Genomic DNA, 22,759 nt, shown 5'->3' with positions numbered 1-22,759 from the left:
TCGTGAAAGTCCCCTCCATGAACAGCGTTTTGCGCAAACCCGGTCTGCTTCGTCTCCTCGCGGCGGGCCTGCTGCTTGCGGGAGCGAACGACGCGGTGCTGGCGCAGTCGGCGGTGCCGGGTGCGGCTGCGGCCGCCAATTCAACCGCGGTCGTGCGGCGCCTGCCGCTGTTCGTGGGGGGCACCACGCTGCAAAGTTGGATGCGGATCGATCCCGCGCTGTTCGACTTCCCCGGCCTTGGCACGGTCCTGACCGGAAAGGGCGGTCTTGCCGCAGGGGAAGCCGCCGCGCGCGCGCAGATCGAAAGCGGCCGGTACCAGGTCTTGCACCTTCAACCGGATCACCTAGTGGACGGCAAGGGCCAACTGGAAGCCACGCGCAACGCCGCGGATCGGCTGGCCCGGGCGGCGCAGGGGGCGGGGCTGAAGGTGGTCCTTGCACGGCCGCTCGGCCTTGCGGCCGGCGCGTCGCGCGATGACGAGGCGTTGGCGCAGTGGATGCAGGATGCCGCCCTGGCACGCGGGTATCGCTATGCGGATTACAACCACATCGATTTCCATCCCGAGATCAAGGTGGATTCGCCGGCACGGCTCGCGCTGGTCAGCAACACCGTACGCGGCGCGCTCGACGCGGCGTTTCGCGCGGTGCCCGGGTTGAGCGACGAGGCCGTCCTTCAGCGTGAACGCGAACACCTCAACGGCCTGCCCGACGAGCCAGGCAGCGGCCCTTATCCCGCGATCCGCGCGATCGAGCCCGCCTTGCCCGGCGCCGTGCTCTACCGCCCGGCAAATCTGGCTCTTTTCGAGCAGGCCAGGCTGCCGGTGCTGATCTTCGGCAACGGCGGCTGCATGGCCGATGCCAGCAACGCGCGCCGGCTGCTGACCGAAATTGCCTCGCACGGCTATGTCGTGATCGTGCCCGGTGCCATGCTGGAGGGCCCGGGCGGCTTGCGCAACTATCCGCAAGGCGCCGTCCTGGCGCCCGATCGCCCCGGCCAAGGCGTAAGCCCGGCAGACATGACCCGCGCCCTCGATTGGGCCAGCGCCGATGCCGCCGGCAATGGCGGCTGGGCCCGCTATGTCGACAAGGCACGGATCGGGGTTGCCGGTTGGTCGTGCGGCGGCTTGCTTGCGCTGAGCCTCTCGACCGATCCGCGCATCCGCGCCACGATCGTGTTCGATTCCGGGCTTTTCCCGGCGGGTGGTGCCGGCATGCCGGGCGTGGCGGTGGACAAGAGCCTGCTGGACCGGTTGCATGCGCCGATATTGTACATGTTGGGTGGCATGACCGACGTGGCCTATACCAATGGCACCGATGATTTCGCCCGGATCCGTTCGGTTCCCGCGGTGCTGGTGAGCCGCGACGTCGGGCATTCGGGCACGTTCTTCGAACCGCGCGGCGGGCTTTGGTCCATCGTTGCCCGGCACTGGCTCGATTGGCAGCTCAAGGGCGAGCGTGCCGCCAGCGCGGCGTTTGTCGGCGCGGATTGTCGGCTGTGCCGCGATCCCGACTGGACCGTTCGCCGAAACCTCCGGGTGGTGGCGCCATGAAAGCCATGGCCACCCTTGCCATGGCCATGGTCATGGCGCCGACCTCCGGTGTCGCCCCGGCCCAACCGGTACCGTCCACCGACCCGGTTCCTGCCGACGTGCAGGTGCTTTCGGGCACGCTGCCTGGCGGCGGGCGGTGGCACGCGATGGTTTCCGGGCATTGGAATGGTACGTTGCTCGTCTGGGGGCGGGGGTACGAACCGCAGGCGGCGTTGCCGGATCCGGCGCCCGCCGGGTTGCGTGACACGCTGCTGGCGCGGGGATACGCGCTTTTGGCATCGGATTATGCGTCGGGCGGATGGTCGCTGGCGCAGGCCGTACCGGCGCAGCGCGCTGCCATTGCTGCCTTTGCCGCCCAGCATGGGGCCCCGCGTCGCACCATCGCCTGGGGGGCTTCGATGGGCAGCCTCGTCACCATTGCCTTGGCCGAGCAGACCCGCGGCGGACCCGATCGTATCGATGGCGCAATGGCGCTGTGCCCGTCCATCGGCGGCGCTGTCGGCATGATGAACATGGCTCTGGATGGCGCCTTTGCCTTTCGCACCTTGCAGGCGCCGGGCGACGGCATCGTGTTGACGGGCGTTGCCGACGATGCGGCCAACAGCATGCGGGTGCGCGATGCGGTCAAGGCCGCCATGGCGACACCGCAGGGGCGGGCGCGGCTGGCGCTGGCCGGTGTGCTGGGCGGCATGCCCGGATGGACCGCGCCCGATCAGCCGGAACCGCGCGCCGACGATGCCGATGCCCAGGCTGCCAACATCGCGGCGACCTTTGCGATGGCGGTGTTCCCGCCGCGCCACGACCAGGAAACCCGCGCCGGTGGGGCGTTTTCCTGGAACACGCAGGTGTCCTATCCCCGTCAACTGGCGCTTTCGGGGCGCCGTGCATTCGTGGCCAAGCTCTACGCGCAGGCCGGCTTGAACCTCGATGCGGATCTGGCCCGCCTCGATGCGGCGCCGCGCATCCCGGCCAAGCCGGCAGCGGTGGCTTACATGATGCAGCACTACACACCCGACGCGCGCCCACGCGTGCCGGTCGTCTCGCTCCAGGCCGAGGGGGACGGCATCACATCGCCGTCCTTGCAGCAGGCCTATGTCGACGCGGCCAGGCCTGCGATGGTCAAGGGCCTGTGGTATCGCGGTGCCGGCCATTGCCGGTTCCCGCCCGAGGCGCTGCTGGGCGCGCTGTCGACCTTGGAGGCGCGGCTCGACCGCGCGCGCTGGGTTGTGCCGAAAGGCCCGTTCGTTGCCCATCGCCCGGCACCGATGCTCCGCCCGTGCCTGCGAGGAAAACCCTGCCGATGACCAGGCCTGCTCAATCCACGCCCACCTCCGCGACCGGCGGCATGGCGATGGAACTGCTGCTGCTGGGCTATCTCCTGTCCTATCTGCCCAGCATCATGCTGACGCGGTATCTCGCGACAACGTCGATCGTGGCCCTGGGACGTCCGCTCACCGGCCTCGAACTCCTGCCCGGCTCGCTGATTCTCAACCTGGTGATGACTTATGCCTTCATCTGGCTGTCTGGCTGGCATCGGCAGGCCAACCGCCTGGCAATCGGTCGTTGGAGCGTGCCGTTTCCCCGCCGTGCGACGTTCCTTTCGGGGCTGGCGACCTCGCTGGTGCTGTTTACCGTGCCGTTGTCGCTGACGTTCAAGGGCGTCAGCATCCCGTTCATCCAGCTGATCATGCGCGGTGACATTCTGATCCTGGCCCCGCTGGTCGACGTGCTGTTCGGGCGCCGCGTGCGGTGGTGGAGCTGGCTGGCCCTGGCCATGGTTGCATTCGCCCTGGTGATCACCCTGACCGATCGGGGTGGGCTGCGGCTGCCTCCTCTCGCGGTGCTGACCGTGGTGCTTTACACGCTTGGCTATTTCCTGCGCCTGGTGGTGATGACGCGGGTGGGCAAGACCGGCGATCCACAAACGGTCAGGGCCTATTTCGTCGAAGAAAAGATCATCGCGCTGCCCATGTCACTGGTGGCCCTGGCGGCCATTTCCACGCTCGGCCTGGGTGGACAGGCCGATGAACTGGCGCGTGGGTTCATCGGCATCTGGCGCCTGGGCGTGATCTGGCCGCTGGTGGGCATGGGCGTGACGCTCACCGCCGTGTCCATCCTATCTATTCTCATCCTGCTGGACCCGCGCGAGAATTCCTACTGCGTCCCGCTTGAGCGGGCGGCCAGCCTGATCGCGGGTGTCGTGGCGGCGCTGCTGCTCGCCTGGATCTGGGGCATGCCGGTGCCACGCCCTGCAGAATTGGCCGGTGCGGCGATCCTGATTGCCGCGATCGCCCTGCTTTCGCTCGCCCCCCGCCTTTCCGTCCGTGCCGCGCACGGCGTCATGCCTGCGCGCGCCATGGCCAGCCCTGACAAGGACCACTGAGATGACCGCAATCCCGCCGGACTTCGATCCCGAGGCGCCCGAGGATTTCGACAGCGCCCATCGCGAATATGCCCGGCTGCGCCGGGAATGTCCGGTGGCCCATACGGACGGGCTTGGAGGTTTCTGGGCGCTCAGCCGCTATGAGGATGTGCGCCGCGTTGCCAGTGATTGGGCTTCGTTCTCCACCGAAACGCAGAACGTGATCCCGAAGGTGGCGTTCACCGGCCGGCGCCCGCCATTGCACCTCGATCCGCCCGAACACACGCCTTTCCGCCAGGCGCTCAATCCCTTGCTGTCGCAGGACAAGGTGCGTCGCCTCGAAGCCGATACCCGGCGCTTTGCACGCGAAATGCTGGCGCCGATGGTGGAGCGCGGTGGTGGCGACATCTGCACCGATTTTTCCTCGTTCTTGCCGGTGCGGGTGTTCGGCCTGTGGATGCGCATGCCGCCCCAATGGCTCGATACGCTGCATGATGACGGGCGTGCTTTCGTTCTGGCCGTACATCGCAACGAGCCGGAACTGATGAAGGCCACCAGCCTGCGCCTTTACGACATGGCGCGTGATCTGGTGCGGCTGCGGCGCGAGGCGCCCGAAGACCCTGCGATCGACCCGACGAGCGCCCTGCTTGCCGCTGTCCACGGCGGGCAATCCTTGCCAGAAGACCTGCTGATCGGGGCCGTGCGCCAGGTCTTGGTGGTCGGCATCGTAGCCCCGATGGTGCTGGTCGGAAGCATGGCGGTGCACCTGGCACGCGACCAGGAATTGCAGGCGCAGTTGCGCGCAGACCCGGCGCTGGTCCCCGCCGCCGTCGAGGAATTTCTGCGGCTCTACACACCCTATCGCGGGTTTGCCCGTACCGCCGTCAACGACACGGTGGTGGGTGCGCGCGCGATCAAGGCCAACGATGCCATCGCGCTGCTCTACTGCTCCGCCAATCGCGACGAGGCGATCTTCCCCGATGGCGACCGCTTCGTGCTTGATCGCCCCAACATTGCCGAGCATCTTGCGTTTGGCCGTGGACCTCACAACTGTCCGGGGCTGCACCTGGGGCGCATGGAACTGTGCGTGGCGCTGGGCGAACTGCTGGCTGCCACGCCGGGTGGTTTTACGCTCGACGGGCCGATCACGTTGAGCCGCTGGCCAGAAATCGGGCCACTGACTGTGCCGTTGCGGTTTGGATGAGAACGCTTGCATCTTTCCGGCAAATTCGGAAAGGGTGGCAACCATGGTCCGTCCTTCCACGCGCAATCCCAAACTCGATGATGTCGCCGCGCGGGCCGGAGTATCAACGGCCACGGTCAGTCGCTTCCTCAACAACCCGGACATCGTGGCTGCCGGCACTGCGGTGCGAATCCGTGCCGCGATCGAGGAAATGCAATACGTACCCAATCTTCTGGCGGGAGGATTGGCGTCGTCGCGCTCCAAGATGGTTGCGGTGCTGATCCCCCATTTGGTGGACTCGTTGTTCGACCGCACGATTGAGACCATGGTGGAGGAATTGAACGCCGGCGGCACCATGGTCATGCTAGCCTTGACCGGGACAGCGGCGGGCCGCACCGAAGCGATGATCCGGGCCGCCATGGGCCGCCAGGTGGACGCGATCGTCTCGACTGCGCCCCTCAGCGCCGAAACCACGGCGCTCATACAGCATTTTCCGGGCCTCTTTGTCCAGATCTGGGATCTTCCGGCGGAACCACCGGGCATCGCGGTCGGTTTTTCCCACGTCGAGATCGGGCATGACCTTGCGCGCTTCATCTATGAACGCGGCTATCGCCGGCCGGCGCTGGTCTCGGCAGAACTGGGCCGGGCCCGCCTGCGCCGCGATGGCTTCGTACAAGGATGGGAAGCGCACAGCGACACGCCGGTCAAGGAAATCGCGGTCGACAGTCCTTCCCGCTTTGGCCACGCCAGACGTGTCTTTGCAGAATTGCGCCGGCAGCCGGAACGCCCCGATGTGGTCGTCTGTGGCTCGGACTCGCTGGCCCAGGGCATCATCGTGGAAGCCAATGCCGCAGGCCTGAAGGTTCCTGATCAGCTTGCTGTCGTCGGTTTCGGCAATGCCAGCGTTGCCAGTGACATGCGCCCGACAATCACGAGCGTCGAAATCGACGGGGCGCAGATTGCGCGCGAGGTCAATGCCGCGGTGCGGAGCCATGTCTCGGGCGTGGCGCCGAAACAGCGTTCGGTGAACGTAGGATTTCGCATCATTGCCCGCGAGAGCGCTTGATTGGATACCCGTTCTGAGGGGGCAAAAGGCGGCAGGTCCCTGGTTGCGACGCCAGCGCCTAAGCCCAACCGGCCGCGGTGCCGGCCTGCCGCCGGGCACGCGCCTTGCGTTTGGCGCGTTGGCGTGCCTACCAGAACCACACGCCGGTGATCGCGAAGAAGGGCAGGCCAAGGCTGGTGACGAACAGCACGATCTGTCCCGCCCTGCCAAAAAAGGCGCCCCGATGAATCTCGAACATGCTCGCCAGGATCTGCCGGCCCGGCTTGCCACCCGGCTCGCCTTGCCGGGCGATCTCGCCACCACGCCACCGGCGGCGCAGGAGACGCTTGCTGCGGTGCCGGATTGGCGGGCCGCCTCGCTGTTTGCCTCACCCCGACACACCGGCAGAGCGGATCAGCCAACGCCAGGCGTCACAGCGGATGCGCTTCCGGCGGGCCTGCGCAACAGCCTCTATCCAAACGCAACAGGCAGCCAGCCATGATCGCGCTGCCCAACGCCAGCGCTATGTCGGCATGGCCAAAGGGCTGCGATGCTGCGCATCGAGCCGCAATCGATCCCCGCGATAGAGCAGCAGCGCCAGCGCCGCGACGATCAGCGTGCTCAGCCCGAGCAGGGCACCGGTGAGCGCCAGGGTGGCGTGGAATGGCAAGGCCCACACGCCCAGGCGGTTGTGCCAGTCGGCCTCGGCCAGGCGCCGCGATCCGCCCAGGCGCAAGTGGAACGCATCGCGCACCACGCGCGGATGGGCGAGCACCCCGGAGACGAGCGAAGACAGCAGGGCCACGCCGGTCAGCCCGACCAGGAACCCGCCCCAGCTTCGCGGCAGATGCAGGTTCACAGGCAGGTGCAGCAGGAAATCGCTCCAGCGCGCACTGAGCGGTGCAAGCGTGCCGTCGCCGGCCACGGCCCAGGTCTGGTCGGCGCGATTGCCGCGATAGGCCAGCAGCACCGCGCCGTGAGCGACAAGGTGGCGCCGGGCGGCGCGACTTGTGCAGCCTGGGCGAGGGCGTGGCAGGCGGCGGCGTCGGCCAGCGTGGCAACCACCGGCGCGCGCGGCACTTCCCAGTGTTGCCAATCGGGCGTGAAGACGGTCAGCGTGCCGGTCAGGCAGACGAGATAGATCACCCCGGCAAAGGCGAGGCCCAGCGCGCCATGGCCGCTCAAAGCGGCGCGCACGGTTTCGGGCGAGAGCGGCCAGCGCCACGCCTTGCCGTTCCTGGTGTTCCGGTCGCTGCTCATGCCGCATCGCCCAGCGCCGCGATGCCGAGGCCGAGCAGGCTGGTGCCGACCAGCATCGCCAGCGCGCGCAGCAGGCGGCGGTCGGCCAGCGTCCAGGTCATGGCGAGGCCCCACAGCACGGGCGTGGCGAGGCCGCTCAGGACAATGCGGGTGCGCGGATTGCCGGGCGGGTAGACTGCCAGGCACAGGGCCAGGGCCAGTGCCGCGACCATGCCGAGCGGCCCGGCGAGCAGCACGCGCAAGACCCCGCGCCATAGCCGGGCGCGCTGCTCCAGCGGTTCGGGGGCGGCATCGCCCATGCCCATGCTGGCCTCGCCACGCGGCGCGCGCGCCGGCTGGCGTTGCACGCGGCCTTGCCAGACCACGGCGAGCGCGCCGGCTGCCTGCATCGTTGCCGCCAGTGCCAGCCCCTTGACCGGGCCGATCGCCAGCATGGCCAGCACGGTGGCACCGCTCATCACCAGCCACCCGCCCGCCACCAGCGGCGCGATCATGCCCTGGCGATGGCGCCATGAACGCCGCAGCAGCGCCGCGCCGAACGCACCGGTGAGCGCCAGGGCCAGTCCCGCCAGCGCGATCACCAGTGCAGCCCCGCGCCGACGCCGAAGGTCTGCGGGTCACCCAGCACCGCGATATGCGCGGCGGCATAGTTGTATTGCTGATACTTGGCATTCAGCAGGTTGCGCGCGAACACGAACAGGTTCCAGTGGTCGGCCTGGTAACCCACCTGCCCGTTGACCACAGTGCGCACGCCGACGCGGTTGGCGGCCTGGTTCTGGCTCGATCCGCCGGAGCGATAGGCGCGCTGCACGGTGAATGCGGTGGTCAGGTCCGGCGTCCAGTCCATGCTGACCCCGGCCTTGGGCAGGAAGGCATGGAACGTGCGGGTGTTGGCGGCCATCGGCGCATTGGCATCGTCGACCAAGCCGAGCACCCTGGCGTTGACGGCGGAGACCAGCGGGGCATAGCGGGTGCCCAGGAAATCGGTGGCGGGCAGCGTGTCGGTGAAGGTCGTTTGCGTTTCCGCGGCATAGCGATTGCGCTCGCGATCGAGGCCGAAGCCGCCGATCAGGGTCAGGCGGTCGGCCACGCGCCAGCGCGCGTCGCCAAACAGCGCCATGGTCTCGACCCGCTCCGGCTGCGAAGCGGCATAGGCAACCGGGATGACCGGCAGCACCTGGGCATAGGCAGTGGCGATCATGGCGGCGCTCGTCGCCCTCACGTAGGGCGTGAGCAGGTTGGTGATCGTGCCGGTGGGCGTGGTCACGTTGATCTGGCTGCGCGCGGTCAGCCCGCCGGTGCGGCGATAGTCATGCGCCGAGCAGGGCGCTGAGCCGGTCGCCTTCGTAATTGACGCGAAGTTCCTGCGTCAGGGTCTTGAAGCGATAGAGATTGTTGATCGTCGAGAGATTGGCCGCCGTGTTGTCGGAGTCGGCCACCGATTGCACGCGGGAGCGGTTCCACGACGTCGCGCTTGACAGCTTGAGGCCGTCGGCCAGCGGTACGCTCAGCCGGAACAGGGCGATGTCGCTGGCCACCCAGCCGCGATTGGGCTGGTCAGCGGTGGAGGTGCGGTTGTCATAGTAATCGGGCACGTCGGTGAGGGCATAGACATCCTGGATCGACAGCAGGGTTTCGCGGGTGATCTTTTCCGGCGACGTCACGGCGATGCTGGTGGGCGTGTGCTGAAGCGTGCGCGCGGCCTTTTCGCCGGTCACGACGATCTCGCCCGGCGCAATCGTCCGCGGCGCCTCGGCATCTTCGGCGTGCAGGCCAGTAGAAGCGAGGAGCGCGGCGAGGGCACTTCCGGCGAGCAAGGCGTGAAATCGGGTCAAATGCGGAGCCTCCCTGTTACGGGACGGCAACTGGCTTAAACAGTAATGAGAGGAAATCGCATTAGCAGGAGGAATGGCAATTTCGTCTGTTGGGTGTGGTTTGGCATAAAACCATATAATAATATAAAATGACTATTCATGTTTGCGCGTTCCGCGTAAAACTATCGCCATGGCGATTCCCGGTTTCCTGTCTGCCTCGGCCCCATCCAGCCCGCTTCTGTCCGCTCATGGCCGATCCGCCATGGCCGGTGGCGCGCGGCATCCGGGCTTGCGCAGCAGCCATGATCGCGTGGTCCATGGCATCGGCAGCGCGATCGTCGCCGGCGCGTTTGCGCAAGGAGGCACGCTGCCGAGCGAAGAATTGCTGCTGGAGCGCTTCGCGGTGTCTCGCACGGTGCTGCGCGAAGCGTTCAAGACGCTGGCGGCCAAGGGCCTGGTCGTGGCGCGCACGCGCGTGGGCATGCGGGTCTGTCCGCGTCAGCAGTGGAACCTGTTCGATGCCGACGTGCTGGCCTGGCACGTGGGCGAAGGCGTCGAAAGCCGCCTGCGCGAGGAACTGGCCGATTTCCGCCTGGCGATGGAGCCGGCCGCCGCCGCCCTGGCAGCGCGCCATGCCACGCCCGCGCAGATCGCGCAGATGCGCGGGCTGATCGCCGCGATGGGTGAGCCGGGCCTGTCTCGGCTGGATTTCGCAAGGGCGGACCTCGCCCTGCATAAGCTGATCGGCCAGGCTTCGGGCAATCGCCTGATGGCCGGGACCGAAGCGGTGATCGAAACGGCGCTGTTCGCCGCGTTCACCCTGAGTTCGCCGGTAGACGATGCGGCAGAGCACCAGGCCAGCCTGCGCGGCCATGCGGCCATCGTCGAAGCGATTGCCGCGCGCGACGGCGTTGCCGCCGCAGAGGCGGTGTGTGGCGTGATCCGCCACGGCCAACAGAGAATCGACGCTGTCGAACAGCGCGAAGGGGAGATCAGGAACCATGAAGGATAGTCTTTCCCGCCGGGCCATGCTGGCGGGTTCGTCGGCTGCGGCCGGCACTTTGCTGTTGCCGGGCAACGCCCTGGCCAATGGGCATGGCGCGAGCGATCCGGTCGCGCCGTTCCGCACGCCCTACAAGCTCGGTCGGCTGATCCTCGGCGGCTCGAAGGTGGCGGGCAGTTTTGACGAAAAGGCCGTCGATTGCCCGTTCGTGTTCCGCCACGAGGGCCGCTTCTACCTGACGTACGTGGGCTTTGACGGCACCGGCTACCAGACGGGCATCGCCGTGTCCGACGATCTGGTGAACTGGCAGCGGCACGGCGTGATACTGGCGCGCGATCCCAGCGATCCGGTCACCCGCTTCAACGTCGCCTCGGCCTCGATCCTGCGGGAAACCGAGATGCATGCGCCCGGCGAACTGATCCGGGTGAACGGCGAATATGTCTGCGCCTGGCACGCTTATCCCAGTCCGGGATACGAGGAAGGACCGGCGGTGATCGGCCTGGCGTTCAGCCGCGATCTGCGCACCTGGCGGCGCGGGCCGCCGATCCTGCGCGCGGAAGATGGCGCGGCGTGGGAGCGGGGCGGGCTGTACAAGCCCTACCTCGTCAAGCACGGCAACCAGTTCCTGCTCTATTACAACGCCAAGACCGCCGAGAAGGACTGGCACGAGCAGACCGGCGTGGCGGTGTCCACCGATCTCAAGACCTGGCGCCGCCATCCGGGCAACCCGATCCTGCGCAACGGCGCACCGCCCGCGCCGGACTCCCGCTTTGCCAGCGATCCGGTGGTGATGACGCATCAGGGGCGCTGGGCGATGTTCTACTTCGGCCTGTCGGGCACCGACTACAAGGCGCGCGACCTGCTCGCGCTGGGCCGCGATCCGTTCACGTTCCACAAGGTGGACGAAGTGATGATCGATGTCGGCAAGCCCGGCTCGGTCGACGATGGATATGCCCACAAGCCCTCGGTGATTTTCTGGAAGGGGGATCTCTACCACTTCTACACGGCGGTCAGCGGCCCCTATCCCAATGATGTGCGGGGGATTTCGGTCTGCCGGTCGCGCCCCTGGAACTGATCGAACGGGGTGGCGGCGCAGCCCTCAAGGCAACTCCGCCACCAGCACGCCATGCCCGCCGATCTGTCCGCCCGGTGCCGCGCCGATCAGCGGCCGGGCGCCGGCCGGCAGGGCCAGGGCGCGCGCTTCATTGCCATGGTTGATCGCGATCAGCAGGGTGCGGCCCTGGCCGCGTCGCAGCCCGATTTCCACGTCCGCCGCTGTGCCCGGCAACAGCGGGGTAACCCCGGCCTGGGGCACCAGGCGCGCAGCGAGGCGTGACAGCGCCTCCGGCTCCAGCCAGGCGCCGACATAGACGATCCGCCCGCGCCCGACCTGGCGGGAGACGACCGCCGCCTTGCCATCGAGCCAGCCGTCGGGCTGGCGATAGCGCGCCAGGATCTCGGTTTCCGGTGCATCGGGCACCAGCGCCTCGGCCCAGATGGCGGCCTTGCCCTCGCCCAGCGGGCCGGTGATCGCCACGGTGCCGTCCTGCACATAGAATTGCTCGACATGCGCGCCCAGCAGCGTGCGCAGCGGCCCAGGCTGGCGCGCGGCCCACAGCGCGTTGGCATCGTCCTTCTGCCCGGTGCGCGGGCCGAGTACGAGCGTGCCGCCGTTCTGCACATAGGCGGTCAGGTGCTGCGCCTGGGCAGCGGTCAAGACGTTGAGACTGGGGGCAACCACCAGCTTGTAGCGCGCCAGGTCCGCTTCGGGCGCGACCACGGCGGCGCCTTGCGCGGCGAGGCGGAACGGGCGGTAGAAGTCGGTGAACTGGCGCACCGGGTCGAAATCCTTGTGCATCCGTTGCAGGTCGATCGCCCAGCGACTGTCGTAGGAAAACAGGAAGGCCATGTCTGCCACCGGCTCCGTGCCGGCCAGCGCGGCCGAGGCCTTGGCCAGTTCGCCGCCCAGTCCGGCAATTTCGGCAAAGATCGGCGCGGGCGTACCGTCTGCGGCCAGCAGCGTGCCATAGTTGGTTTCCTGGCCATTGGGCGCGGGGCGGAATTCCCAATAGAGAATGGCATCGGCGCCGTGCTGCACGGCCTGCCAGCCCATTTCGCGCACTTGGCCCGGGCGCATCGCGCGGTTGACCGGCGCCCAGTCGATCCGCCCGGCCTGGGTTTCCATCAGCCAGAAATTCTTCTGCTTGTAGCCGCGCACGAGATCGTGATCGGCACCATTGGCGATCCAGTCCGGCTCGGCATCCTGGATATAATTGTCCCAGGCGGCGATATCGAGCCCCTGGTGCAGCGCGAAATGATCGAACCCGTCGTTCCAGAACATCGTGTTGGTGGTGATGAACTGGTGCGGATTGGCCAACGCGCGGATCGCGTCGGCCTGGTTCATCACATAGCTGGTCCAGGTGCTGGTGAGGAAATGGCGGTAATCGAGCAGCAGGCCGGGATTCTGCTGCCCACCCAGGTGCATCGGCACCTGGTCGAAACGCTGGTAGGTCTGGCTCCAATAGGCGGTGGCCCAGCGATGGTTGAGCGTGTCGATCGTGCCATAGCGCTGCGCGAGGAACGCATGCCACAGCCGCGCGGCTTCGGCATCGAACGAGGGCAGGCCGATCTCGTTGTCGATCTGCCAGCCGATCACGGCGGGGTTGTGGCCATAGCGGCGGGCCATTTCCGTGGCGATGCGCCGGGCAAACTGGCGGTAGCGGGCGCTGGCGAACGAGAAGTGGCGGCGCCCGCCATGGCCGGCGCGGCTGCCGTCTTCGTCCACGCGCAGGATTTCGGGATAGCGCTCGCTCATCCAGATCGGCGGGCCGGCGGTGGGCGTGCCCAGCACCACGCGCATGCCGTGCCGTGCGGCAGCGGCGATCGCGCGATCGAGCCAGGCGAAATCGAACCGGCCTTCCTCCGGCTCCATCCGGCTCCAGGCGAATTCGGCGATGCGCACGGTGTTGATATGGGCCTGCTGCATCAGCGCCAGGTCGGTGTCCCAGCGCGCTTCGGGCCATTGTTCGGGATACCAGGCGGTGCCAAAGGCAATGCCCGGCGCGGCCGTCGCCTGCATCGGTATCGGTGCCGAAGCGGCCAGGGCCGGCAGGGCCGTGGCGCTGGCCGAAAGGCAGAGGCAAAGCGCCAGGGCGCGGCTGGAAAAGCGCATCATGGAAAGTCCCCTTGCAGGCGGAAGCCGCCGATCAGTCTTGCGGGATGGGAAAGGCGCGCGCGCGCGCGGCGGCATAGCAGGCCTCGACCAGCGCCATGGTCTGCCAGGCATCGTCCACGTGCGTGGCGAGATGGGTGTCCTCGCCGCTGGCGAAGCGCTGGAGATTGCACATCGGGCCGAGGAACGCGTCGGGAAACCAGTGCCCTTGCAGCGGCACCTGCTGCCACTCGCTGCCGCGCCGCACGATCCACAGCTCGTCCGGCTCACCCACCGGATAGTCGAGCAACAGGCCAAGCTTGACGAGCGCGGCGCCTTCGGTGCCTTCCACGCGAAAGCTGGCATCCTGGAACTGGCGCGCGAAATCGTGGTGGTGGTTGATCGACAGCGTGACGCGCAAGGGCGCCGGGTAATCGAGCAGGATCGTGGTGCGGGTATCGGCCAGCGGGCTGCCGGGATAGCCGAAGCTGCGTGCAAAGACGCCGCTCGGGTTGCCGGCCAGGGCGCGGATCGTGTCGAGATAATGGATCGAGTGGGACACGATCTCCACGCGCGGATTGGGGATCAGGTGCGGAAAGAGGTGCCAAGGCGTGGCCAGGTTGAGATGCACCTCGATCTCCAGCAGCGTGCCGAGATCGCCGCGCGCCAGGCAATCGGCCAGCGCCAGCATCATCGGCGAATAGCGCAACTGGAAATTGACCGCTGCGGTCTGTCCGCGCGCATGCACCGCGTTGCGGATGGCGCGCGCGGCATCGAGATCAAGGCCCATCGGCTTTTGCAGCAGCACGCTGGCGCCGCGTGGCAATGCTTCCAGGATGGCAAGATGCGCCACCGGCGGCGCGGCCACGTCGAACACCGCATCGGCTTTTGCCGCATCGGCCAGCGTGGGGAAGACGGTGCCAATGCCGAACGCATCGGCCAGGGCGCGGGCGCGGTCCTGATCGGGATCGTAGACGCCGTAGACCGGCAGGTCGGCCTTGCGATAGGCGGGCAGATGCGCGTCGTGGGCAATGCCGCCGGTGCCGATCAGCACGATCGGACGGGGCTGGGCGGGGTGGTCCCAGGCCTGGCGCAGCGGGGCGGTCATGCCAGTGCCTCCGCCTGGCGCTGGGCTTGCGCCAGCAGGTCCGCCGTGGTCTGCTCGCCGGTCACCGCCTGGCCCAGCACATCGTCGATGATGTGCGAAAAATCGGCCAGGCGCGTGGTGTGCGGCAGCGCGCGCGCGGACTGGTGCAGCCAGTCGAGGCGGTGGTAATAGGGGATGGCGGCATTGACCGCCGGATCCGCCCAAGTCGAGCGGCGCGTGCCGATGGCACCATGGGTGGTGGTCAGGCGGTCCATCTCGGGCCGGGTGCAATGGCGCAGGAAGTCCCAGGCGAGATCGCGGTGCCTGCTGCCACTGCCGATGCCCAGCACCCAGAACACGTTGAGCGATACCGTGCCACCGCCCTCGCCAGCGGGCAGCGGCGCCACGTCCACCAATCCGCGCACGGCGCTGTCGGGCGCGGTATCGGCATAGGCGGCAAAGCCGAACCAGTTGGCCATCATGGCCACACGTCCGGCGGCGAACAGCATGCCCGATTGCACGCTGTCGGTCTCGCGCGCGCCCGGCGCGATGGCCTGTGTGTCGCGCGCCAGCGTGCGCAGGAAATCGAGCGCCGCATGGGCCTGCGGCGAGGCGAAATCGGGCCGGCCGGCGGGCGTGAAAGGCTCTCCGCCGCGCGACCAGATGTGGATGCAGAAATCGTAGAACCCGTTGTGGCCATCGGGAAACAGCGCCAGCACCGTGCCGCTGACGCCGCTGGCCGGATCGTGCAGGCGGCGGGCGGCGGCGTGGTATTCCTCCCAGGTGCCGGGCACGGCCAGGTCGGCAGCGGCCAGCAGATCCTTGCGATAGACCAGGCATTCCGGGCCATCGTGATAGGGCAGGCCCCAGACGCCGCCGGCGAAGGCCTGCATGGTGGTCAGCGAAGGGCTCCAGCCGTGGGGATAGTCGCTGGCCGGCCGCTGCGCGAGCAGAGGCGCCAGATCGGCCAGTTGCGCCATGGCCTGGGCCTGCGCCAGCCAGTCGGTGCACAGGAACGCGATGTCATAGTCGCCGCGCGCCAGGCCGCCTTGCGCAATCGCCTTGTGGTGCAGCGTGTTGAGATCGAGCACGTCCAGCTCGATCCGGGCAGAAACGCCGGTGTGCCGCACGAAATCGGCGAACTGGGCGGCAATGGCGCTTTCGAATGGTGCGAATTCGCGCACCGCGATGCGCAGGACGGTTTCGGTCATCGTGTTTCCCCGCGCTTGCGGTTGCCCAGGGTGTAGATCGCGGCGGCAACGATGATCACCGCGCCTTCGATGATGCCCTGGTAGTTGGCTCCCAGGTTCAGGATGTTGAACCCGTTGGTCAGCGTAAACAGGATCAGCGCCCCGGCAACGGTCTTGATCACGCTGCCTGCTCCGCCATAGAGCGACGTGCCGCCCAGGATCGCCGCGGCGATCACGGTCAGTTCCGCGCCCTGCATGGCCGTGGGGTTGATCGCGCCCAGGCGCGAGCCGAACAGCGCCCCGGCAAAGCCCGCCGCCAGGCTGGAGAGGATGAACACGCCGAGCCGATAGGCGCGCACGTTGATGCCCGAAAGGCGCGCCGCCTCGGCATTGCCGCCTACCGCCTGGATACGCCGGCCGAGCACGGTCCGCTCCATCACGAACCAGGCGGCGGTCGTGAACAGCAGCAGATAGATGACGGGTGCCGCCACAGTGAAGCGCGGGCCGACCAGGCCGGCCAGCGCCAGCAGCCCCAGGCCGCCCAGCGCCGGAGCAGGCGCCAGGCGTAGCGTCGCGATCGCCAGCGCCACGGCACCGAGTGCGAGGAGCGGCCAGAACAGCGGCACCCGCGCGCTTTCGAACGCCAGCATTTGCGCCAGCACCTGCGGGTCTTCGACCATCAGCGAGCGCCCGTCGGTGACCACCAGGACCAGCCCGCGCACCGCCGTAAGCGTGCCGAGCGTGACGATGAAAGCGTTGATCCCGACGAATTCGACGATCACGCCATTGAGAATGCCGATCATCGCCGCCGTGCACAGCGCGCAGAGCAGCGCGGGAACGAAGCCGATCTGCCCAGCCAGCCCGACCAGCACTGCCGCCGCCAGGGCCGCAACCGATGCCACGCTGAGATCAAACGCGCCGGTGATCAGCATGATCGTCATCGCCACGGCCATGATCCCGACGAGCGAGGCTTGATAGGCGATGTTACCCAGGTTCGCCGGCGCCAGATAGGGCGGCAGGCCGCGGCTGGCAGCGAGCGCCGCCAGAATGCCGAGCAGCGCCAGCAGCGCATAGAATACGCCGGCCTGGCGCAGGCCCAGGCTTTGCCGCCAGGGGATTGAGGCGATCATGCAGGAACTCCATCGCAAGCCGGTGCGCTGCCGCTGGCCAAAAGGGTAAGGTCGATCTCGCTGCTGGTGGCCGGGTCCACGTCGGCCACCACGGCGCCTTCGCGCAGCACCAGGATGCGGTCGCTCAGCGCCAGCAGTTCGGCGAAATCCGAAGAGACCAGCACGATCGCCTGCCCTTCGTCGGCCAGGCGCCGCACCTGTTCGAGAATGTCGACCCGCGCGCCGATGTCGATGCCGGCGGTCGGTTCGTCCAGCAGCAGGACGCGGGTCTGGTCGGTGAGCCACTTGGCCAGCACCACTTTCTGCGCATTGCCGCCCGAAAGGGTGCCGACCGGGCGCTGCGCGTCTTCGGTCTTGATCGCCAGGGCGGCAATCGCGGCCTCGGCCTGTTGCCGTTCGGTGGCGTGATCGATCAGCCAGCCCCGGCGGGGCAGGGCGATGTTTTCGGCCACGCTGAATCCGGCCACAAAGCCCTGGCGCTTGCGATCTTCGGGCACCAGCGCCAGCCCGGCGGCGACGGCGCTGCCGGTATTGGTCACCACGCCCGGCCCCAGCACCGGCATGCCATCGACCAGCACCGCGCCGCGCGCGCAGGGATCGGCGCCGAACAGGGCGTGCAGCAGCTCGCTGCGCCCGGCGCCGAGCATGCCCGCCAGGCCCAGGATTTCGCCGGCGCGCAGATCGAACGAGATTGGCGCCAGGCCAGCCGGGGATGCCAGATCGCGCACCGCCAGGCGGACGGTTTCGCCGATGCGGCGCGCCCGGCGGGTCAGCCGCGCCACCGCGCGTCCGCTGATCGCGGCGGCCAGAGCGGCTTCGTCGAGGTCTTCGGTGCGGCGGTGAAGCACGTCACGCCCGTCGCGCAGGATCGTCACGCGGTCGGTCAGTGTCAGGATCTCGTCGAGAAAGTGAGAGACGAACACGATCGCCTTGCCTTCCTGGTGGGCCAGGCGGCGCACCACGTCATAGACCGCCTGGCGGTCCTGCGCGGCGAGCGAGGCGGTCGGCTCGTCCATCACCAGCACTTGTGCGCCATCGAGCAGCGCCTGTGCCAAACTGACCATCTGCCGCGCGCCGATCGGCAGGTCGGCCACCAGGGCATCGAGCGGGAAGGGATTGCCCAGTTGCGCCACGACCGCTTCGGCGCGTGCGCGCTGTTGGCCATCGCGGCGCTGCCAGCCCGGCGCGCCGAGCAGGAGGTTGTCCAGCGCCGACAGCGTCGGCACCAGCGGGATGTGCTGGTACAGCGTGGAAACCCCGCCGCGCCGTGCGTCTGCCGGCCGCCGCCAGCGCACCGGGGCGCCGCGCCACAGGATCGCGCCTTCGGTGGCCGTGGTCGCGCCCGAGAGAATGCCGATCAGGGTGGACTTGCCCGCGCCGTTGGCGCCGAGCAGGCCATGCACTTCACCGGCGCGGATTTCCAGCGAGGCGTCTACCAGCGCCTGCGTGCCGTTGGGATAGCGCTTGGCGATGTGCCGCAGCGCGAGCAGGGGCGGGACGGTCACCATTGGCCAGTGCACCGTTGCGCGCTGGCGCGCGTCACTGCCGGGATCGGGTAGGTGAGGAAGCGCGGCGTGCCTGGTGCGGGCGGATGGGCCAGCGCGCGGAAAGCCAGCGCGCCGAGCGCTTCGGGCTGGAAGCAGACGGTGCCGTCGATCGCCCCGGCCTTGAGCGAGGCCATGGCCAGGCGCGAACCGCCCACGCCGATCAGCCGGGCATGCGATCCGGCCGCGCGCACGGCGCGGGCGCAGCCGATCACCATGTCGTCCGCCTGGTTGAAGAACAGGTCGATGCGCGGGTCGGCTGCCAGCATGTTCTGGCAGGCGGCCTCGCCCCCGTCCGGTGTCCAGTTGCCGGGCTGTGCGGCCACGATGGTGTCGCGCCGGCCGCTGGCGGCAAGGCCGGCGATAAAGCCACGCGTGCGCTGTTCCACTTCGGGAAATCCGGCGGCCCCTTCGACAATTGCGATCCGCGCGGGACGGTCGGCGGGCAGCAGTTGCGCGGCGAGTGTGCCGGCGGCGCGGCCGGCGGCGACTTCGTCTTGCGAAACCAGCGCGGCCAGGCCGGGATAGACATCCTGCACCGCGCGCGTGCGCGGGTCGCCCACCAGCGCGGCCACCGCCACCACCGGCACGCCGGCGGCCTGGGCGCGCTTGACCCAGCCTTGTGCCACGATCGAATCCAGCGGCATGATCGCCACGCCGCGCGGGTGCTGCGCGATCAGGTCATCGATGTCGTTGGCCTGCTTCTGGATATTGGCCTTGCCGTCCACCACCAGGCCTTCGGCACCGGCTTCGTGCGCGGCCTGGCGAAAGCCCTTGGCGATCGCGGCGGCAAAGGGAAAGCTCAGGCCCACGGTCGATAGCGCATAGCGCGGCGCGCCGGGTGGCAGCGGGGCGCCGGCGGCGGCGGCAGCCCCATCGCTGCCGTGGCGCGCCAGCGCAACGAGCGAGAGGCTGCCCACGGCCACGACCAGGGTGGCGGCCAGCAGGGGAAGGGGGCGGATCGGGCGCATTGCGTCAGGCCGCCGCCGAACGGCGATCGACCAGGTAGAGATGCTCGCAGGCGAGCACGGTTTCCTCGCGCTGGTTGCGGATGTCCACCGTCTCGGTCACCACGCCCTGGGCGGTCCGCTTGGGATGGTCGCGCTTGTCGGCAATGCGGGTGATCGTGGTGATCGTGTCGCCGATGTGCACCGGGCGGATGAAGCGCAGGCGATCATAGCCATAGGACATGGCGCGCGGGTTGATCACCGTTGCGGTGAGGCCGATGCCGATGCTGAACACCAGAGTGCCGTGGGCGATGCGCTGGCCAATCTCCTGCGTGGCGCACCAATCCGCATCCATGTGATGCGGAAAAAAGTCTCCGGTGTGGCCAGCATGCACGACGAAATCGGTCTCGGTGATGGTTCGGCCAAAACTTCGCCGTTCCGATCCAAGAACATAGTCTTCGAAAAACTGTTCGATGATCATCGCAGATACCTCTCCGAAAAATCTGCAATAGTATTTTTATATGATTTATATTATTGCTAAGCTGTGATGATCCCGGAGTCAACCGGTGTTGTTCGCCGTGCAGGCAAGAAGGAGGATGGGATGAGCGAGACGACCTTGAAGGGCATGACGTGGGATCACCCGCGCGGTCACGAGCCGCTGGTGGCCGCTTCGCGCGAGTGGGCGCGGCTCACCGGAACGGCGATCGAGTGGGAGCGGCGCTCGCTCCAGGCGTTCGAAACCCATCCGGTGGAAGACCTTGCCCGCGCCTATGACCTGGTGGTGATCGATCATCCCCACGTTGGCATTGCCGCGCAGTCGGGTGCGCTGCTGCCGTTCGCGGGCGGCGATGCCGATGCTGCGGCCGGCAGCGTTGGCGGATCGTATGAAAGCTATGCCTGGGATGGCCGGCAATGGGCGCTGCCGATCGACGCGGCGGCACAGGTCCAGGCCTGGGTGCCTGGTCGCCTGCCCACGCCGCTGCGCGATTGGGGCAGCGTGCTGCGCCACGCGGAGGCTGGCGGCATCGGCCTGCCGCTGCGCGCGCCGCACAGCCTGATGAGCCTGATGACCTTGTGCGGCCTGATGGGCCTGGAGCTGTGCCCGGCGCCGCGCGTGCTGTTTCCCGATGCGGCGGCCGTCGCGGTGGAGCGGCTTTACGCCTTGGCCGAACGCGCTGCCCCAGGCGCGGCCGAAAGCGATCCGATCGCCGTGCTCGAAGCGATGGCCCGCGCGGATTCGCCGCTGGTCGCCGCGCCTTTGATCTATGGCTATGTCAGTTATGCGCAGGACGGGTTTCGGCCAGTGCGGCTGGCGTTCGCCGACCTGGCTCCATGGCAGGGCAGCGCGCCGCGCGGTTCGGTGCTGGGCGGCACCGGCATTGCCGTCTCGCGCCTCGGCCGCGATCCGGAGGGCGCCATGGCCTTTGCCCGCTGGCTCGCCAGTGGCCCAGTGCAGACTGGTATCGTTGCGGCAAATGGCGGGCAACCGGCCCACGCCCAGGCCTGGGCCGACATACCGACCAATGCCGCCACCGGCGACTTCTACCGCGCGACTCGTGCCACGCTGGACCATGCGTGGATTCGCCCGCGCCACGCCGGCTACATGCCGTTCCAGGACGAGGCCTCGGGCCTGATCCTGGCCGCCATTGCGCGCCAAATGCCTGCGGAATCGCTGGTTTCCACGCTCAACCGGGCCTTTGCCGCGAGCGTTCCGTAACGATTGGCAACGCACCAAAGTGTGTTTGTTAAAAAACATCTTGTTCATATACGAACAATCTGCCACATAGTCTACAGCCCTCGCAGAGGGGCGACGAAAGGATTGAGGATATGGCTGCGGCCATGAAAAGCCTGTCTTGCATCATGCTGGCCTGCGCTCTTGCCGGAGGGACAGCCCTGGCCGCACCCGCCGGTGCGCAGCCCGGCATCTCGTCCGATCCCAAGGCTGCCGCCGCGCAGATCGCCCGGATGGATCGTGAGGTCGCCGGGGGGCGGTTCAAGGCGGACTGGTCCTCTCTGGCCAACTATCGCGTGCCGGAATGGTACCGCGACGCCAAGTTCGGGATATTCGTCCATTGGGGCGTCTATGCGGTGCCGGCCTCGGGCAGCGAATGGTACTCGCGCAACATGTATGTGCCGGGCCACGCCGATTTCGTGCACCAGCGCGCGACCTATGGCGATCAATCCGTCGCCGGTTACAAGGACTTCATTCCCCAGTTCCGCGGCCAGCGCTTCGATCCGGCGGCGTGGATGGCCTTGTTCAAGCATGCCGGCGCGCGCTACGTCGTGCCGGTGGCCGAGCATTGCGACGGCTTCTCGATGTATGGCTCGGCGATCAACCGCTGGAATGCCGTGGCGATGGGGCCGCAGCGCGACGTGGTGGGCGAGATTGCCAAGGCCGCCCGCGCCGCCAATCTGCACTTTGGCCTGTCTTCACACCGCGCCGAACACTGGTGGTGGTATGGCCAGGCGCCTGCCGGCAGCGACGTGTGGAACCCGGCCTATGCCGATCTCTATGGTCCGGCCGCGCCGCGCACCCTGCCGGGCAGCGATGCCAGCGCGGAGCCCGATCCCAACCATCTCGAACAGTGGAACCCGCCGTCCAAGGCCTTTCTTGACGATTGGCTCGCGCGCACGGGCGAAGTGATCGAGAAGTACAATCCTGAATTCGTCTATCTCGACTGGTGGATCAACCAGCCCGCCTTCGCGCCTTACTTGCAGCGTCTTGCCGCCTATTACTATGACAGCGCGGCACGGCGCGGGGTTGGCCCGGTGCTGGCCTATAAGGAAGAGGCGTTTCCCGCTGGTTCGGCGCTGTTCGATATCGAGCGCGGCCGGCTCGATGCGCTGCGCCTGCTGCCCTGGCAGACCGATACCTCGGTCAGCATCAACAGTTGGGGCTATGTCGAGAACGACAAGTATCGCACCGCTGCCAGCCTGGTGGCGACGCTGGCCGATGTCGTTTCGAAGAACGGCAACCTGCTGCTCAACGTCGGGCCCAAGGCCGATGGCACGATCCCGGCCGAAGCGGCCAGGGTGCTCGACGAAATCGGCGGCTGGCTGTCGGTCAATGGCGAGGCGATCTACGGCACGCGGCCGTGGGTGATGTTCGGCGAAGGACCCACGCGCAACGCGGTCGGCTCGCTCAAGGAAGGGGGCGATCCCACCTATACCCCGGCCGACATCCGCTTCACCACGCGCGACGGGCGGCTCTACGCGCTGGGTCTGGCCCATCCGGCCGACGGCGCGGTGCGCATCGGCGTGCTCTATGCCGGCAATCCCTATGCGCCGCCGGTCAAGGCCGTGCATCTTCTCGGCAGCACTGCGCCGCTCGCCTGGCGCCAGGAGAAGGATGGCCTGCATGTCACGCTGCCGACCACCGGCGCCAAGGCCGACATGCCCTATGCGCTGCGCATCGAGTTTTCGCCCCCGAACAAGACGTGACGGGGCACTTGCACACCACAAGCTGACACAAGTTTGGGATAATGGGGAGGTT

The 22,759-nt window shown here is 67.9% G+C and carries 22 protein-coding genes; 9 read left to right on the top strand and 13 right to left on the bottom strand.

What is annotated here, in order from left to right; translation table 11 throughout:
• Positions 1–17: 17 nt before the first annotated feature.
• Genes IP65_RS00990 through IP65_RS00970 form a run of 5 tightly spaced genes read left to right on the top strand, consistent with a single transcriptional unit; the run spans position 18 to position 6,161 of the window.
• Positions 18–1,550, top strand: coding sequence for a dienelactone hydrolase family protein (locus tag IP65_RS00990; protein ID WP_231627492.1), 1,533 nt, complete (start codon positions 18–20; stop codon positions 1,548–1,550).
• Entirely contained in the window at positions 1,547–2,854 is a 1,308-nt protein-coding gene (locus IP65_RS00985; RefSeq protein ID WP_054130455.1) for an alpha/beta hydrolase, read from the top strand. The genes IP65_RS00990 and IP65_RS00985 overlap by 4 nt, the downstream gene beginning before the upstream one ends.
• Entirely contained in the window at positions 2,851–3,933 is a 1,083-nt protein-coding gene (locus tag IP65_RS00980) for a hypothetical protein (RefSeq protein WP_231627490.1), read from the top strand. The genes IP65_RS00985 and IP65_RS00980 overlap by 4 nt, the downstream gene beginning before the upstream one ends.
• Before the next feature lies 1 nt (position 3,934).
• On the top strand, positions 3,935–5,116 hold the full coding sequence (locus IP65_RS00975) for a cytochrome P450 (protein WP_054130453.1): 1,182 nt from the start codon (positions 3,935–3,937) through the stop codon (positions 5,114–5,116).
• Between the two features lie 43 nt (positions 5,117–5,159).
• Entirely contained in the window at positions 5,160–6,161 is a 1,002-nt protein-coding gene (locus IP65_RS00970) for a LacI family DNA-binding transcriptional regulator (protein ID WP_054130452.1), read from the top strand.
• Between the two features lie 127 nt (positions 6,162–6,288).
• Here IP65_RS00970 and IP65_RS21895 read toward each other — a convergent pair whose 3' ends face one another.
• The 6 genes from IP65_RS21895 to IP65_RS21875 all read right to left on the bottom strand — a co-directional run bounded on the left by IP65_RS21895 (position 6,289) and on the right by IP65_RS21875 (position 9,235).
• Positions 6,289–6,453, bottom strand: coding sequence for a PepSY domain-containing protein (locus IP65_RS21895; protein ID WP_255352170.1), 165 nt, complete (start codon positions 6,451–6,453; stop codon positions 6,289–6,291).
• A 210-nt stretch (positions 6,454–6,663) separates the two neighbouring features.
• On the bottom strand, positions 6,664–7,110 hold the full coding sequence (locus IP65_RS21890) for a PepSY-associated TM helix domain-containing protein (protein WP_054130451.1): 447 nt from the start codon (positions 7,108–7,110) through the stop codon (positions 6,664–6,666).
• Positions 6,996–7,400 carry a PepSY domain-containing protein gene (locus IP65_RS21885; RefSeq protein ID WP_231627489.1) on the bottom strand — a complete coding sequence of 135 codons (405 nt, stop codon included), beginning with the start codon at positions 7,398–7,400 and terminating at the stop codon, positions 6,996–6,998. Before IP65_RS21885 ends, IP65_RS21890 begins: the two co-directional genes overlap by 115 nt.
• Positions 7,397–7,981 (bottom strand): hypothetical protein, encoded by a 585-nt coding sequence (locus IP65_RS00960; protein WP_231627488.1) that lies wholly within the window; start codon positions 7,979–7,981, stop codon positions 7,397–7,399. Before IP65_RS00960 ends, IP65_RS21885 begins: the two co-directional genes overlap by 4 nt.
• The gene (locus tag IP65_RS21880) at positions 7,978–8,667 is read right to left on the bottom strand and encodes a TonB-dependent receptor domain-containing protein (protein ID WP_054130449.1); all 690 of its coding nucleotides are present in this window, start codon (positions 8,665–8,667) and stop codon (positions 7,978–7,980) included. The genes IP65_RS00960 and IP65_RS21880 overlap by 4 nt, the downstream gene beginning before the upstream one ends.
• A gap of 43 nt (positions 8,668–8,710) precedes the next feature.
• The gene (locus tag IP65_RS21875) at positions 8,711–9,235 is read right to left on the bottom strand and encodes a hypothetical protein (protein ID WP_231627487.1); all 525 of its coding nucleotides are present in this window, start codon (positions 9,233–9,235) and stop codon (positions 8,711–8,713) included.
• Positions 9,236–9,404: 169 nt separating this feature from the next.
• Between IP65_RS21875 and IP65_RS00945 the strand changes: the two genes are divergently transcribed.
• Positions 9,405–10,226, top strand: a complete 822-nt coding sequence (locus tag IP65_RS00945; RefSeq protein ID WP_231627486.1) for a FadR/GntR family transcriptional regulator — start codon at positions 9,405–9,407, stop codon at positions 10,224–10,226.
• Positions 10,216–11,292: a beta-galactosidase gene (locus IP65_RS00940; RefSeq protein ID WP_054130446.1), complete on the top strand. Its 1,077-nt coding sequence runs from the start codon at positions 10,216–10,218 to the stop codon at positions 11,290–11,292. The genes IP65_RS00945 and IP65_RS00940 overlap by 11 nt, the downstream gene beginning before the upstream one ends.
• Before the next feature lie 24 nt (positions 11,293–11,316).
• Here IP65_RS00940 and IP65_RS00935 read toward each other — a convergent pair whose 3' ends face one another.
• Genes IP65_RS00935 through IP65_RS00905 form a run of 7 tightly spaced genes read right to left on the bottom strand, consistent with a single transcriptional unit; the run spans position 11,317 to position 19,747 of the window.
• The gene (locus IP65_RS00935; protein ID WP_054130445.1) at positions 11,317–13,392 is read right to left on the bottom strand and encodes a beta-galactosidase; all 2,076 of its coding nucleotides are present in this window, start codon (positions 13,390–13,392) and stop codon (positions 11,317–11,319) included.
• A 31-nt stretch (positions 13,393–13,423) separates the two neighbouring features.
• Entirely contained in the window at positions 13,424–14,476 is a 1,053-nt protein-coding gene (locus IP65_RS00930) for a Gfo/Idh/MocA family protein (RefSeq protein WP_054130444.1), read from the bottom strand.
• Entirely contained in the window at positions 14,473–15,666 is a 1,194-nt protein-coding gene (locus IP65_RS00925) for an extracellular solute-binding protein (RefSeq protein WP_054130443.1), read from the bottom strand. Before IP65_RS00925 ends, IP65_RS00930 begins: the two co-directional genes overlap by 4 nt.
• Positions 15,663–16,775: an ABC transporter permease gene (locus tag IP65_RS00920; RefSeq protein WP_054130442.1), complete on the bottom strand. Its 1,113-nt coding sequence runs from the start codon at positions 16,773–16,775 to the stop codon at positions 15,663–15,665. The genes IP65_RS00925 and IP65_RS00920 overlap by 4 nt, the downstream gene beginning before the upstream one ends.
• On the bottom strand, positions 16,772–18,283 hold the full coding sequence (locus tag IP65_RS00915) for a sugar ABC transporter ATP-binding protein (protein ID WP_054130441.1): 1,512 nt from the start codon (positions 18,281–18,283) through the stop codon (positions 16,772–16,774). Before IP65_RS00915 ends, IP65_RS00920 begins: the two co-directional genes overlap by 4 nt.
• Positions 18,277–19,290: a sugar ABC transporter substrate-binding protein gene (locus IP65_RS00910; RefSeq protein ID WP_054130440.1), complete on the bottom strand. Its 1,014-nt coding sequence runs from the start codon at positions 19,288–19,290 to the stop codon at positions 18,277–18,279. Before IP65_RS00910 ends, IP65_RS00915 begins: the two co-directional genes overlap by 7 nt.
• A gap of 4 nt (positions 19,291–19,294) precedes the next feature.
• Positions 19,295–19,747, bottom strand: a complete 453-nt coding sequence (locus IP65_RS00905; protein ID WP_022674682.1) for a MaoC/PaaZ C-terminal domain-containing protein — start codon at positions 19,745–19,747, stop codon at positions 19,295–19,297.
• 120 nt (positions 19,748–19,867) lie between these two features.
• Between IP65_RS00905 and IP65_RS00900 the strand changes: the two genes are divergently transcribed.
• Positions 19,868–20,983: an ABC transporter substrate-binding protein gene (locus tag IP65_RS00900; protein ID WP_054130439.1), complete on the top strand. Its 1,116-nt coding sequence runs from the start codon at positions 19,868–19,870 to the stop codon at positions 20,981–20,983.
• Positions 20,984–21,105: 122 nt separating this feature from the next.
• On the top strand, positions 21,106–22,707 hold the full coding sequence (locus IP65_RS00895; RefSeq protein ID WP_054130848.1) for an alpha-L-fucosidase: 1,602 nt from the start codon (positions 21,106–21,108) through the stop codon (positions 22,705–22,707).
• Positions 22,708–22,759: the final 52 nt, after the last annotated feature.

Source organism: Novosphingobium sp. AAP1, from assembly GCF_001295765.1.
Taxonomy (GTDB): Bacteria; Pseudomonadota; Alphaproteobacteria; order Sphingomonadales; family Sphingomonadaceae; genus Novosphingobium; species Novosphingobium capsulatum.
The sequence above is the reverse complement of the archived record's forward strand: the minus strand, read 5'-3'. Positions and strand labels throughout refer to the sequence as shown.

Excerpts from the sequence above, each read along its gene's own strand:
- IP65_RS21885 (WP_231627489.1), bottom strand. The coding sequence starts at position 7,400 with ATGAGCAGCGACCGGAACACCAGGAACGGCAAGGCGTGGCGCTGGCCG.
- IP65_RS00905 (WP_022674682.1), bottom strand. The coding sequence starts at position 19,747 with ATGATCATCGAACAGTTTTTCGAAGACTATGTTCTTGGATCGGAACGG.
- IP65_RS00910 (WP_054130440.1), bottom strand. The coding sequence starts at position 19,290 with ATGCGCCCGATCCGCCCCCTTCCCCTGCTGGCCGCCACCCTGGTCGTG.
- IP65_RS00985 (WP_054130455.1), top strand. The coding sequence starts at position 1,547 with ATGAAAGCCATGGCCACCCTTGCCATGGCCATGGTCATGGCGCCGACC.
- IP65_RS00930 (WP_054130444.1), bottom strand. The coding sequence starts at position 14,476 with ATGACCGCCCCGCTGCGCCAGGCCTGGGACCACCCCGCCCAGCCCCGT.
- IP65_RS00925 (WP_054130443.1), bottom strand. The coding sequence starts at position 15,666 with ATGACCGAAACCGTCCTGCGCATCGCGGTGCGCGAATTCGCACCATTC.
- IP65_RS00940 (WP_054130446.1), top strand. The coding sequence starts at position 10,216 with ATGAAGGATAGTCTTTCCCGCCGGGCCATGCTGGCGGGTTCGTCGGCT.
- IP65_RS00915 (WP_054130441.1), bottom strand. The coding sequence starts at position 18,283 with ATGGTGACCGTCCCGCCCCTGCTCGCGCTGCGGCACATCGCCAAGCGC.
- IP65_RS00975 (WP_054130453.1), top strand. The coding sequence starts at position 3,935 with ATGACCGCAATCCCGCCGGACTTCGATCCCGAGGCGCCCGAGGATTTC.
- IP65_RS00990 (WP_231627492.1), top strand. The coding sequence starts at position 18 with ATGAACAGCGTTTTGCGCAAACCCGGTCTGCTTCGTCTCCTCGCGGCG.
- IP65_RS00895 (WP_054130848.1), top strand. The coding sequence starts at position 21,106 with ATGAAAAGCCTGTCTTGCATCATGCTGGCCTGCGCTCTTGCCGGAGGG.
- IP65_RS00900 (WP_054130439.1), top strand. The coding sequence starts at position 19,868 with ATGAGCGAGACGACCTTGAAGGGCATGACGTGGGATCACCCGCGCGGT.
- IP65_RS00970 (WP_054130452.1), top strand. The coding sequence starts at position 5,160 with ATGGTCCGTCCTTCCACGCGCAATCCCAAACTCGATGATGTCGCCGCG.
- IP65_RS00935 (WP_054130445.1), bottom strand. The coding sequence starts at position 13,392 with ATGATGCGCTTTTCCAGCCGCGCCCTGGCGCTTTGCCTCTGCCTTTCG.
- IP65_RS00920 (WP_054130442.1), bottom strand. The coding sequence starts at position 16,775 with ATGATCGCCTCAATCCCCTGGCGGCAAAGCCTGGGCCTGCGCCAGGCC.
- IP65_RS00945 (WP_231627486.1), top strand. The coding sequence starts at position 9,405 with ATGGCGATTCCCGGTTTCCTGTCTGCCTCGGCCCCATCCAGCCCGCTT.
- IP65_RS00980 (WP_231627490.1), top strand. The coding sequence starts at position 2,851 with ATGACCAGGCCTGCTCAATCCACGCCCACCTCCGCGACCGGCGGCATG.